Genomic DNA, 11,333 nt, shown 5'->3' on the forward strand with positions numbered 1-11,333 from the left:
CGGCTTAAACGATGGCGTGGGGTACAAAACAGGAGGAATCCTTGGTAATGCGCCCCACATCCTCGCGGATGCCCATTCCGCAGGCACGATCACCGATGACCCAGCTCCCCACCAGGGCGTGATACTGCCCAAAGCGCGGCATCGGGTGGTACGCCTGGCGAATCCAGGGGCTATCCACGTAGGGCCCGCTGACCTCTTCAAACTCGCCTTTATCGGTCATCATCGCGACGTTGCTACCCTCGCGGGAGAAAAACGGCTTGCGCACCCAGCCCGGCGCCAGCGGCGACTCGCCCGGCTTTTCGAAGTAGGCGGGCAACAGGTTGGGGTGGTCCCGATACTCTTCCCATAAAAGCGGCAAAATCCCCTTGTTGGAGAGCACCGCCTTCCAGGGCGGTTCGAACCAGTGGGTCGCAAGCTTAGGGATCATCTTGCCGAAGTCTTCAAGCGCCAGCTCTTCCCAGGGGTAGAGCTTGAACAGAGCGCCGATCGGCGCATCGTCCATATCCAAAAAGTAGTCGCCGCCGGGCTGGTAGCCGATATCCTCGGTATGGATGAACGGCGCCTTGAGCCCTGCCTGCACGGCGATATCCTGTAGATAGTGAACCGTGGCGCGCTCCTCGACGTTGTCCTTGATACACGAGAAGTAGAGGGTGGCGTCGTCGAGGCGCTGGCCGATATGGGCCAGGGCGCCCATCAAACGCTCGTGGACCGAGTTGAACTGGTCGGCCTGGCGGGGAATGAGCCCCTGTTGAATCGCCTGCTCGAGCCACACCCACTGAAAAAGCCCGGTCTCATAGAGCGAGGTCGGCGTATCGTAGTTGAGCTCCAAAAGCTTCGCCGGGCCTGCCCCGGCGTAGGCGAAATCCATACGCCCGTAGAGATGCGGCTGCCCGGCGCGCCAGGACTCAAAAATGGTGTCCCACATGAACTCGGGAATGGCCAGGCGCTGCATCAGGGCGTTGGAGTGGCAGACCTTGTCCACCAGCGCCATGCACATCTCGTGAAGCTCCTCGGTGGGCGCTTCGATGTCGCGTTCCACCTGTTCGAGGCTGAACTGGTAGTAGGCGCTCTCTTTCCAGTAGGGCTCGCCGTCGATGGTATGAAAATGAAACCCCAGCTCATCGGCCAGGGTTTTCCATTGGGGGCGTTCGGCAATATCGACTCTCAACATGACGGTTTTAAGAGCCCCAGCCGCCGCGCGCCGAGGAGCGCGAACCAAAGCCGCTGCGCTGGGTGGCTTGGCGGTTCTGCGTGGCGCTGGTGCGCATGGTTTGCTGGCGCTGATTGACGCGTTGGCTTGCCTGGTTGGTCGCCGTGTTCCAGTTGCCCTGGTTTTGCCGATTACGATAAACCGGCTCCTGGTAAAGGCCCCGGTTGGTGGCGCCGCGGCTGGTGCGCGACATCATGTTACCGACCATATAGCCCATCATGGCGGGCATGAACCAGCCGCCACCGCTACCGCCGGTGGCGGCTTGGGCCTGCTCTTCGGTCGGCGCGACGCAGGCGCCTTCGCCGTGTTCGGCTTCGCAGGCCTCGATGGATTCAAAGCGCGGTACTTCCTCGAGCGAGGCCTCGTAAGACTCCTCGCAAGCGCTTTGGGTATAGACGTTCGCCGCGACGCACTCGTCGACACTTTGGTAGCTGCGGGGGCTATCGAAGCTCACGTCGGTGACTTCCTCGGACTGGCCGCAGCCGGTGAGCGTAAAGGCGCCGGCGCCCATCAGCGCAAGCGAAAGACGCAGGCTGCGCTTGCGCTGAGGGAGGTGGGACGTTCGATCCTGTTGGGTCATGAGAAGCTCCTTACCACGTCATCGAGGCGGCGTTGAGTAAACCGACCGCAATACAAATACTGCCAACGAGAATGCCGTAGGCCATGTGGCCTTCGCTGATATGCGTCGAAAGGCTTTCACCCTGGTTTTTGAGCACGACTTTCAGCCCGAAGAAGGTGGCCAGCTGCACGCCGAAGGCGATCACGCCCCACAGCAGAAAATCGATAAAGCTGATCGAGTTCGCCATGGCGCTGTAAAGCGGCAGGGTGAAGCCTAAAATGGAGCCAGCGTAGGCCGTAGAGGCCGCCGCGTTGCCCTGGCGGATCAACTGCCATTCCTTGTGCGGGGTAATCCGGCTATAGCAGTACATGAAGGCGCCCAGCAAAATCAGCGCGCCGATCAAATAGCCTAAAAAGTGGGGCAAGCCCTGCAAATAATTCATGGTCGAGTCTTCCTTGTGAGCGAGTGGATCCTGGCCTTTGGATTAGAGTAAAGGCTTGGCGGTCAAATAGCATCAATATCTATCGAGGCTACGTCAACGCCCAGGTTTTCCACCAGCATGAAGCTGCCTTCTTCGTCGTTTTCGGCGCTCATGAGCACGTACTCCATGCGCTCGGAGCCCTCGATCGGGCGCTCGAACAGCATCGCGTGATGTACGACCTGGCGGGTCACCACGCTCTCGATGGTCATCACCTGCTCTTCGAACTGCACCGGCGGGGACCACTCGCTTGTGGGGTCGCCCCAGAGGCGCTCGAAGCGGCGCTCGGTCTGGTCGCCGGTCGACTCGATCGTCAGCTGTTTGGCACTCAGGGGGCTTGCTGCCTTGTCCTCCGGGTTCAAAAGCGCGTCGAACTCCGCCTCGGAAAGGTGGCTCACGCGGTAAAAGTCGAACAGCTTGTACTCGACGACGCGCTGATTCTCGACGTTGGCCTGAAGCCAGGTATCGTTTTCCAGATAAAAACGCACCAGATGCGCCCCCTGGCCAAGCTCGATATGGCCCACGGCGGCGATATGGTAGTCCTGGTCGCTGTCCCAGCCAAAGAGCGTGTCCGGGAACGCGCCCAGCTCGTTGAGATCCAGGCGCACCCGGCCGTCCAGGCGAAGGCCCGCGAAGTCGTCGGAGGACATGCCGATCGGCAGGCCCGCGCTGAACGCTGCCTGGGACGAACCGGACGGATTCTCGCCGTCCTCGCTTTTGCCACCCAACAGCGCTTTCAGGGTTTTAAGCATTTAACTCTCCTGACCAGGGACCGATGGCAAGCCCTCGGTCCTGAACGTGTACGCGGCGGTGCGTCTGGATTACTGCGTTTGTTGGCTGGCGTCTTTTTTGGCCTTGATGCGGGCCAGCACGTCGTCGGCCTTGCGATCGTTGGCGCCGATACCGGCGGCTTTCAGGCGGGTATCGAGGGAGGCGCCGCTCTCTTCGTTGGAGAGCTGCTCGGCGGCTTTCATCTGCGCGGAGTCCAGCGCCTGGCGCTCGCGAATCCGCTCCAGGGACTCCATGGCGCTGCCCATGGCGCTATTTTGCCCGGAATGGCGCGCCGCCACGGCGGACTGGGCGCGCTGGGCGGACTCGGTCGCCTTGACCACGCTGACCTGTTGCTTGAGCTGGCGCAGCTGGTTTTCGGTGTTACGGATCGTGCCGCGCAGGCTCTCGATGCTCGTATCGAACTCGCCCACAATGTGCTGCTCGGCGTCCAGTGCGTCCTGTAGCGCCACGATACGCTCGGCGACTTCGGTGGCGAGCTCTTCTTCGCCTTTATCGAGGGCCGCCGCGGCGCTTTGCTCGAGCTCACCGATCTTGTTTTCGAGGGTGGCGACCTTGTCACTGTTGATCTGGCGCTGGCCCATCAGCCTGGCAAGCTCGGTTTTGGAATCTTTCAGGTGTTGTTCGGAGTCGCGAATTTCCTGGTCCAGAATGCGTAGCGCCTGGGAATCGACCACCGCCTGGCCGGTTTCGTGGGCCTTGCCGCGAAGGGCCGTCATGATCTTGTTCAGCATGGGAACTCCTTGGGTTTAACGTACCGGATTGGAAAAATGTAGCTGGATGAGCTTGGCCACTTCCATCGCCGCACTCGCCGTGGCGTGAAGCTCGGCGCAGATCGAGGCGAGCCTCGAGTCACCGAACAGCTGGCCATAGGCCACGTAGTAGTCGTGCCCATCGATCTCGACGATACCGACGGAGGCCAGCGGCAGCGCCAGGCCCTGGCGTAGCAGCTCTTCGTTGAGCGCGGTGTTATCGCTTACGCTGGCGACCGGGGTGATCGGCGTCATCGCCAGCCACTCGTCGTCGTTTTTGGAAAGCGTCAGCGTCAGGTTGCCGTAGTCGAAAAGCGTCCAGATCAGCGTCTGGTTGGCATCATCGAGCTGTACGTCGGCGCGGGGCCACTCGAGCTCGCCTTCCTGATCAAAGGTGGCTATTACGCGCTCATAAAGCTCGGCAGCGGTGGCGGCGGGGGTATCGCTAAACGTCGTCAAGAGTGAGACTCCTTGTAAAAAAGCGTCCATGGAAACGTATTAAACGGTGTCAACATTAAAGATACTACCTGAACGCTTCTCCACATGCTGGGCAAATGAAGTAACCTTAAAAAAGTCCACTCAATAAGACCCGATACCCTCGCGGGAGTTCGCCGCGCGGGCCGCCTCAAGGAATTTTCATGACCCATGACGCAGAACACGCCGGGCTCTGGTCAAAACGCCTGACGGACTTTAGCGACGGCCTGGCCCACGCGCCCATGCCTGGCTGTGGCGCGGCGGCTGGCGTGACGGCGGATTTTGGCCTGGCGCTGATGCTTAAGGGCCTGCACCTGGGCCAAAAGCACCAGCCAAGCTCTGCGCGCGCCGCGCTGATCGAACAAGGCGAGGCGCTCAAGCGGGCGCTTGCGCCGCTGGCCGACGAAGATGTGGCCGCGTTCGAGGCGATGATGGCGGCGCTGCAAAAACCCAAGGACACCGACGACGAGCAGCGCGCCCGGAAGAAGGCCATTCATAAGGCCGCTAGCCGCGCCGTCGAGGTGCCGCTGGAAACCGCCCGGCGCTGCGTCGAGGCGCTGGCGCTTGGCCAAAAGATCACAGCGCATATCGAGGCGCAGTTTGAAAGCGACGCCACCGCCGGGGCGCACCTGCTCAGCGCGGCCGTTCAAAGCGTGTTGCTCAACGTCGACGCCAACGTTGGCGCGCTGGGAAGCGAGGAGGAGAAGCGCCGTGTGCAGCAGGAAGTCGATGCGTTAAAAAACCGTCTCGCTGACGCGCGCCAGGTCCTCGCGCTCACGCCGTGATGTCCTTATCGGTTAAGCCCCCACCGCTATACCGCCTGACGCTGGAGACTAACGCGCCGGAGCGCCACTACGGCGTCTCGCCCTCGGCCTATCGTCAGCGGTTTCACCACGGCTGCGGCTCTCCCCCTCAAGGAGGCGCCGCATGCCCATGACGGTCGTACTACTTTCGCTGTGTCAGGCGCTGCTGGTCAGCGGTAATATCCTGCTTATTGCCGTTTCACCCTTGATTGGCGCCTCCTTGGCGCCGAGCGCTCATTGGGCCACCGCACCGGTGGCAAGCCAATGGCTTGGGCTGATGTGCGCGACCATTCCTGCTTCGCTCATAATGGGCAAGCTAGGGCGCAAGCGCGGCTTCGTTTTGGGCAATGTCATTGGACTTGCTGGCACGGCCGTGGCGGTGCAGGCGCTGATGCACCAACACTTTGCGCTGTTTATGTTGGCGACCTGGTTAATTGGTATCGGCATCGGCTTTGGCCAGCTCTACCGCTTTGCCGCGATCGAAGCCGCACCCGCTCACCAGCGCGACCGGGCGCTCGGGCTGGTCATGGGCGGCGGTGTGCTGGCGGCGTTTGTAGGCCCTTGGCTTGCCAGGGTGAGCCGGGCGCTTGGCGAGGTGCCCTTTTTGGGGAGCTTTATCGGCCTGGGGGCGCTTTACGCCATCGCGCTGCTGGTGCTTTGCATGACGCGACTGCCGCCGGCCGAAAAGCGCCACGCCGAGGGCGCGGTGCGCCCGCTCAAAACGCTTTTACGCCAGCCGCTGTTCATTCTGGCGGTGGGCTCGGCCATGGTGGGTTACGGGGTGATGAATATTTCCATGGCCGCTACGCCTATCGCGATGGCCCACGCCGGTCACTCTTTCGATCACGTTTCGAGCACGATTCAGTGGCACGTAGTGGCGATGTTCGCACCGTCGTTCTTTACCGGGCCGCTGACCGCGCGGTTTGGCGCCCGTGCGATGATCGTGGCGGGCTGCGTGCTGCTGGCCGCGAGTTCTGTGTCGGCGCAGTGGGGCCTTGGGTTCGGCGACTTCAACCTGGCGTTGATTTTGCTGGGTCTTGGCTGGAACTTTACCTTCCTGCCGGCCACGGGGCTGGTGAGCCAGGCGCACCGCCCGGCAGAGAAAGCGCGGGTGCAAGCGGCCAACGAGTTTCTGGTGTTTGGTTGTGTCGCGCTCTCGGCGCTGCTGGCGGGGCCGTTGGTGAGTACGCTCGGCTGGGCGGCGCTCAACGCGCTACTGCTGCCGGTGGCGCTGTTGCCTATCGCCTTGCTGGCGTGGCAACGATACCGGTAGGATCGCTTTTTTTATGTTTGAGGTCCGCGTCACTGATGGCTCAGAAGATCGAAAGCCCCTGTATCGCCGTGTGCAAGCTTCAGGGTGAGCTCTGTATCGGCTGCGGGCGCAGTATGGAAGAGATCCGTACGTGGTCCGCCATGAGGCGCTCGGAAAAAATGGCCACCCTTGAGCGCGCCGAGCAGCGGCGCAAGAAGCTTGCTCGTCCCCGCGATGAGCGCTAATCCCTTTCCAGGCACCACCCCTGGGTCAGCGTGAGCGCCACCTGCTGACCCGGGGCGAGCGCGTGCGGGTGATAGGCCATGAGCGTGCTGTCATCCGCAAGACGCAGGTGCAGCTCGAAGCGCTCGCCGCGAAAGCTCTGGTGCTCGACCCGAGCGGTCAAATCCGAGGCGGTGGGGCCTTCGGGGGTGATGTGAACGTGCTCCGGGCGCACCAGCACCGGCTGGGTGCGCGCCTCGGGCGAAGCGGCCAGGCCCTGCATCAACGTGGCTTCATCCAGGCGCTGGCCCGGGGCACCGGCGGCGACGGCCAATTCGCTGCCCTGACCGATGAAGCCCGCGACCCACTGGCTTTTAGGCTCGCGGTAGAGCGTCTCCGGCGTGGCCCATTGAACGAGCTTACCGTCGCGCATCACCGCGATGCGATCCGCCAGCGCCATCGCCTCACTCTGGTCGTGGGTGACGTACACCAGGGTGGCCTCGGTGCGGCGGTGAAATGTGGCAAAGCTCTGCTCCATGGCGGCGCGCAGGTGGCGATCCAGGTTGGCCAGCGGCTCGTCGAGCAGTACCACCGCCGGGTCGGTCACCAGGCAGCGCGCCAGGGCCACGCGCTGGCGCTGGCCGCCGCTCAATTCCTGGGGCGTGCGGGTGGCGTAATCCTCGAGCGACACCAACGCCAGGGCCTGCTCGACCCGGCGGCGGTACGCGTCGCCGCGCACCTTTTTGAGCTTCAAGGGATAGCCGACGTTGTCCGCCACGCTCATGTGCGGCCATAGCGCATAAGACTGAAACACCATCGCCATCTGGCGCTGCTCCGGCGGTACGTGATGGCGCGGGCTTGCCAGCAGCGTGTCGTTCAAGCGAATCTCGCCGCGCGTGAGCTGCTCGAAGCCTGCCAGCATCCGCAGCATGGTGGTCTTGCCGCAGCCGCTGGGGCCGAGCAGCGCCACGAATTCGCCGGGTTCCACGGCCAGCGACAGTTCGTCCACGGCGGCGTGCGCGTCAAAATACTTGCTGACGCCTTCAATGCTCAGCTTTGCCACGGTACGACTCCTTTGGGCAGACGCGGGGTCAGCAGGCTCAGCGAGAGCATCAGCGTGGCGACCATACCCACCACCAGCACCGATACCGCCGAGGCCAGCACGCTCTCGCCGCCTTCATCTAGGTTGAAAATCAGCACGCCCAGGGTTTCGTTACCCGCGCTCCATAAAAGCGCCGAGACGGTGAGTTCGTTGACCGCCAGCAAAAATACCAACAGCCCCCCGGCAAACAGCGCCGGCGCCACCAGCGGCAAAATAATCGTACCAAGCCGCCGCCAGGGGCCGGCGCCGGCCAGTTGGGCGGCTTCTTCAAGCGAGGGGTCGAGCTGGGCCAGGCTTGCCGCCACCGGCTTCAAACACACCACCAGAAAGCGCGCGAGATAGGCGATAAAAATCAGCCCCAGCGTGCCGTAGAGCGCCACGTTCACCACGGGAATCGGGCGCACGAACAGCAGAATGCAGGCGATGGCGAGTACCACGCCGGGCAGCGCGTAGGGCAGCTCCACCGCGCTTAGGGTCAGGTTTTGAAGCCTGGGCGGCAGGCGCTGCAGCCGGTAGGCCAGCGGCAGACTCACCGCCATCAATACCAGCGCGGCGCCGCCGGCGAGCCACAAACTGTTGCTCACCGCCCGCCAGGTCACCCCCTGGCGGCTGAGAATTTCCACGTAGGCGCCAAGGGTCAAGGTGGTCGCATTCAGCGCAACGCCCAGGGCGGGCACCAGGGAGCTGACCACGAGGGCCGCCAGCGGGGCGACGAGAATCACCAGCAGGACCGCGACGAGGAGCGTGGTGACGAGCGCGCGGTAGCGCCCCAGCGCGAAGTCGTGGGCACGGCCGCTATGGCCGGTCAGCCCAAAACGGCTACGGCCCATGAAATGCTGCTGAAGCGCCACCCCCGCCAGCGCCACGATGCCGATCAACAGCGAAAGCGCCGCCATCTCGGAAAGCACGCCGGTGCCGAAGCTCGCCATGCGCTGATAGATCAACGTGGGCAGTACGTAGTAACCGGCGGGAATCCCCAGCATGGCAGGGATGCCGAAGTTGCCAAGACTCGAGATGAACGCCATGGCGGCCCCGGCGATCAATCCGCCTCTAGTGACCGGTAGCACGATATGCCCCCACACCTGGGACTGGCGCGCGCCGCTGATGCGCGCCGCCTCGACCAGCTCGCGGGGCAGCGACAAAAGCGAGGTACGCAGCGCCAGAAAGACCAGCGGCGCGCTTTGAATACCCAGCAACAGCGCAATGCCTTCGGCGGAGTAGAGCGGCTGGGGGCTGCCCAGAGGCGGGGCCATGCCGATACTCTTGAGTAACGGGCTCGCCGGGCCAAAAAGCTGCAGCCAAGCGAGCGCCGTGACCTGGGGCGGGATCATCATGGGCAGCATGAAGCAGAACACCAGCGCCGCCTTGCCGCGAATATCGGTGAGCGTGATCACGAAGGCGAACAGGCTACCCAGCAACAGCGCGATGAGCATGCCAAGCCCGGAGGTGTAGACGCTATGCCAAAGCGCGCGCCAGGTGGCGCCGCTTTGCACGACGCGCCAAAGCGGCGCCTCGCTGCCTTGCGTTAGATCCCCCAGCGCCTCGATGAGTAGCCGCACACTCGGCACCAGGCTCAGCAGTACCACGGCAAGCGTTAAAAGCGTTAATAGCCCGCGCTCTTGGCTACCGGCGCGGGGGGCGAGTGTTCCCCGCATCAGCCGCCGAACAGCTCGCTAAAGCGCGCCTTCAACGCCTCTTCCTGTTCGAGGGCCTGGGCGGTGTCCACCGGCATCAGCTCGATGGTATCGCGCGCCGGGAAGCCCTCGGGCGGGGCGATGTCCGCGCGGGCGGGGAGGTAACCCTGGCGGCTGACCAGTTCCTGGCCCTGCTCGGAGAGTACGAAATCGACGAATTTTTGGGCGGCGTCGACGTTCTCGGCGCCTTCCATGATGGCGACCGGCTCGGTCACCGCGCTCACGCCTTCTTCAGGAAACACGAACTCGACCGGCGAGCCCTTGGCCGCTTCGCGAATCGGCAGAAAGTCCACCACGATGCCGTAGGCCTTGGTGCCCGCAGCGACCGCGTTGAACACGCCGCCGTTGCCGCTTTGCGCCTCGGTACGATTGTCGCGTAGCGCTTCATAATACGCCTCACCCAAGTCGGGATGGTCGGTTACCGCTGCCATGTGAATCAGCGCCGCCCCGGAGTAAAGCGGGCTTGGCATGGTCACCAGGCCTTCGTATTCCGGGCGGGTCAAATCCTGAAAGCTGGTCGGCTGCTCCTCGGCGCCGGTGTTGTAAACGATACCGGTGGTGATCAGCTTGGTGCCGTAGTAGTAGCCTTCCGGATCAAAAAGCTCACTATCAAAAGCGTCGCGCTCGGGGCTTTCGTAGGCCTGTAGGTGGCCGTCGCGTTTCAAGGACTCCATGGTCATGCTGTCGGCAATCAAGAGCACGTCCGGGTTGCTCACCCCGGCGGAAAGCTCCGAGCGAAGGCGCGTCATCAACCGCGTAGTGCCATCGCGCACCCATTCCACCTCAATGTCGGGATTCGCTTCCATGAAGGCGTCGACGGTTTGCTGGGCATCGCTTTGGGGCTGGCTGGTGTAGAGCGTCAGCGTGTCGTTGGCGGCGGCATAACCAAAGGTCGCCCCGGAAAGGGCTACCGCCAGACAGAGAGAGCGCTTGAGCATGGGAGTCTCCAGTGAGTGGGCTCCATGACGTTAGGCGCTTTTGCTTACAAGCGTGTGACAGCACCATCAGGAAGCGTTTATATCCGGGGGAGGCGGCCCCGCGTGATTTATGACGAAGAGCTGTTATGCTCTAGTTAGCTTTGCTTCGGCGTGCTCAGCGCCGGTCTCCTATCACCCAAAAAGGATGTACTCATGTCTCGCCAACCGTTGCTGGCCCGTGCGGCCGTACTGTTAGCGCTTGCCTCGCCGCTGGCCGCTGCCGACACCCTGGTCTTCACCGCCATTCCCGATGAGGACGAAACGCGCTTGCAGCAGCGCTTTCAGTCGGTCGCCGACTACCTTTCCGAAGCGCTCGATGTCGACGTGCGCTTCATTCCGGTCACGTCCTACGCCGCCTCGGTCACCGCGTTTCGCAACAACCAGGTGCAGCTGGCCTGGTTCGGCGGTTTCACCGGCGTGCAGGCCCGCGAGCTGGTGCCGGGCTCCCAGGCGATCGCCCAGGGCGTCGAGGACCCGGAGTACAAGAGCTATTTCATCGCCAACGCCTCGACCGGCATCGAGCCGGTGGAATCCGACACCGCGCCGGAAGCCCTCGAGGGGCTGACCTTCACCTTTGGTTCGCAAAGCTCGACCTCCGGGCGGCTGATGCCGGAGTACTTTTTGACCCGGGATTTGGGCGCCTCGCCGGATGAGCTCTTCTCCCGCGTGGGTTACAGCGGCAACCACAGCCGCACGGTATCGCTGGTACAGTCCGGCGCGTATCAGGCGGGTGTTTTGAGCTACACCGCCTGGGAGAACGAGGTGGAGCAGGGCAACGTCGACCCGGATCAGGTGCAGATCGTTTGGGAGTCCCCCACCTACCCGGATTACCACTGGACCGTGCGCGGCGACGTGGACGAGCGCTTCGGCGAGGGCTTCACCGAGCGCCTCCAACAAGCGCTTCTGGACATGGACGACCCGGAACTGCTGGCGAGCTTCCCGCGCTCGGGCTTCATTCCCGCCTCGAACGAGGATTTCCAGCCGATTCATGACGTGGCCGTCTCGCTGGACCTGCTGTAAG

Annotated in this window: 13 protein-coding genes; 4 read left to right on the plus strand and 9 right to left on the minus strand. The window is 63.2% G+C overall.

The genetic code is table 11. The features are described 5' to 3' along the window. Positions 1-4: 4 nt before the first annotated feature. From ACWHVV_RS02275 to ACWHVV_RS02300, 6 genes are all read right to left on the minus strand, one after another. Positions 5-1,171, minus strand: coding sequence for a glutathionylspermidine synthase family protein (locus ACWHVV_RS02275; RefSeq protein WP_447927890.1), 1,167 nt, complete (start codon positions 1,169-1,171; stop codon positions 5-7). Between the two features lie 7 nt (positions 1,172-1,178). Further along, on the minus strand, positions 1,179-1,790 hold the full coding sequence (locus ACWHVV_RS02280; protein ID WP_447927891.1) for a DUF1190 domain-containing protein: 612 nt from the start codon (positions 1,788-1,790) through the stop codon (positions 1,179-1,181). A 10-nt stretch (positions 1,791-1,800) separates the two neighbouring features. After that, a complete protein-coding gene (locus tag ACWHVV_RS02285; RefSeq protein ID WP_447527660.1) occupies positions 1,801-2,211 on the minus strand; it encodes a DUF350 domain-containing protein in 411 nt (136 codons plus the stop codon). Between the two features lie 62 nt (positions 2,212-2,273). Then, positions 2,274-2,999, minus strand: coding sequence for a DUF2491 family protein (locus ACWHVV_RS02290; protein ID WP_447927892.1), 726 nt, complete (start codon positions 2,997-2,999; stop codon positions 2,274-2,276). 69 nt (positions 3,000-3,068) lie between these two features. After that, complete coding sequence (locus ACWHVV_RS02295) at positions 3,069-3,770, minus strand: PspA/IM30 family protein (RefSeq protein ID WP_447927893.1); 702 nt, start codon at positions 3,768-3,770, stop codon at positions 3,069-3,071. Between the two features lie 15 nt (positions 3,771-3,785). Further along, entirely contained in the window at positions 3,786-4,247 is a 462-nt protein-coding gene (locus ACWHVV_RS02300; protein WP_447927894.1) for a DUF2170 family protein, read from the minus strand. Between the two features lie 179 nt (positions 4,248-4,426). Here ACWHVV_RS02300 and ACWHVV_RS02305 point away from each other — a divergent pair, with 179 nt between their 5' ends. The 3 genes from ACWHVV_RS02305 (at position 4,427) to ACWHVV_RS02315 (ending at position 6,562) form a co-directional block, all read left to right on the plus strand. Next, positions 4,427-5,047: a cyclodeaminase/cyclohydrolase family protein gene (locus tag ACWHVV_RS02305; RefSeq protein ID WP_447927895.1), complete on the plus strand. Its 621-nt coding sequence runs from the start codon at positions 4,427-4,429 to the stop codon at positions 5,045-5,047. Between the two features lie 142 nt (positions 5,048-5,189). Next, on the plus strand, positions 5,190-6,338 hold the full coding sequence (locus tag ACWHVV_RS02310) for an MFS transporter (RefSeq protein WP_447927896.1): 1,149 nt from the start codon (positions 5,190-5,192) through the stop codon (positions 6,336-6,338). A gap of 35 nt (positions 6,339-6,373) precedes the next feature. Next, the gene (locus ACWHVV_RS02315) at positions 6,374-6,562 is read left to right on the plus strand and encodes a DUF1289 domain-containing protein (RefSeq protein ID WP_447927897.1); all 189 of its coding nucleotides are present in this window, start codon (positions 6,374-6,376) and stop codon (positions 6,560-6,562) included. Here the strand turns inward: ACWHVV_RS02315 and ACWHVV_RS02320 are convergent. The 3 genes from ACWHVV_RS02320 to ACWHVV_RS02330 are packed head-to-tail and all read right to left on the minus strand — an operon-like array spanning position 6,559 to position 10,273. Then, positions 6,559-7,602 (minus strand): ABC transporter ATP-binding protein, encoded by a 1,044-nt coding sequence (locus ACWHVV_RS02320; protein ID WP_447927898.1) that lies wholly within the window; start codon positions 7,600-7,602, stop codon positions 6,559-6,561. The genes ACWHVV_RS02315 and ACWHVV_RS02320 overlap by 4 nt on opposite strands. Next, on the minus strand, positions 7,590-9,296 hold the full coding sequence (locus tag ACWHVV_RS02325) for an ABC transporter permease (RefSeq protein ID WP_447927899.1): 1,707 nt from the start codon (positions 9,294-9,296) through the stop codon (positions 7,590-7,592). Before ACWHVV_RS02325 ends, ACWHVV_RS02320 begins: the two co-directional genes overlap by 13 nt. Continuing rightward, complete coding sequence (locus ACWHVV_RS02330) at positions 9,296-10,273, minus strand: ABC transporter substrate-binding protein (protein ID WP_447927900.1); 978 nt, start codon at positions 10,271-10,273, stop codon at positions 9,296-9,298. The genes ACWHVV_RS02325 and ACWHVV_RS02330 overlap by 1 nt, the downstream gene beginning before the upstream one ends. Positions 10,274-10,465: 192 nt before the next feature. Between ACWHVV_RS02330 and ACWHVV_RS02335 the strand changes: the two genes are divergently transcribed. Continuing rightward, positions 10,466-11,332 carry a putative selenate ABC transporter substrate-binding protein gene (locus tag ACWHVV_RS02335; RefSeq protein ID WP_447927901.1) on the plus strand — a complete coding sequence of 289 codons (867 nt, stop codon included), beginning with the start codon at positions 10,466-10,468 and terminating at the stop codon, positions 11,330-11,332. Position 11,333 lies beyond the last annotated feature (1 nt).

This window comes from Vreelandella sp. EE27, assembly GCF_968206495.1.

Coding starts and splice junctions, on each gene's coding strand:
- ACWHVV_RS02315 (WP_447927897.1), top strand. CDS start 6,374: ATGGCTCAGAAGATCGAAAGCCCCTGTATCGCCGTGTGCAAGCTTCAG.
- ACWHVV_RS02325 (WP_447927899.1), bottom strand. CDS start 9,296: ATGCGGGGAACACTCGCCCCCCGCGCCGGTAGCCAAGAGCGCGGGCTA.
- ACWHVV_RS02290 (WP_447927892.1), bottom strand. CDS start 2,999: ATGCTTAAAACCCTGAAAGCGCTGTTGGGTGGCAAAAGCGAGGACGGC.
- ACWHVV_RS02310 (WP_447927896.1), top strand. CDS start 5,190: ATGCCCATGACGGTCGTACTACTTTCGCTGTGTCAGGCGCTGCTGGTC.
- ACWHVV_RS02280 (WP_447927891.1), bottom strand. CDS start 1,790: ATGACCCAACAGGATCGAACGTCCCACCTCCCTCAGCGCAAGCGCAGC.
- ACWHVV_RS02275 (WP_447927890.1), bottom strand. CDS start 1,171: ATGTTGAGAGTCGATATTGCCGAACGCCCCCAATGGAAAACCCTGGCC.
- ACWHVV_RS02330 (WP_447927900.1), bottom strand. CDS start 10,273: ATGCTCAAGCGCTCTCTCTGTCTGGCGGTAGCCCTTTCCGGGGCGACC.
- ACWHVV_RS02295 (WP_447927893.1), bottom strand. CDS start 3,770: ATGCTGAACAAGATCATGACGGCCCTTCGCGGCAAGGCCCACGAAACC.
- ACWHVV_RS02335 (WP_447927901.1), top strand. CDS start 10,466: ATGTCTCGCCAACCGTTGCTGGCCCGTGCGGCCGTACTGTTAGCGCTT.
- ACWHVV_RS02305 (WP_447927895.1), top strand. CDS start 4,427: ATGACCCATGACGCAGAACACGCCGGGCTCTGGTCAAAACGCCTGACG.
- ACWHVV_RS02285 (WP_447527660.1), bottom strand. CDS start 2,211: ATGAATTATTTGCAGGGCTTGCCCCACTTTTTAGGCTATTTGATCGGC.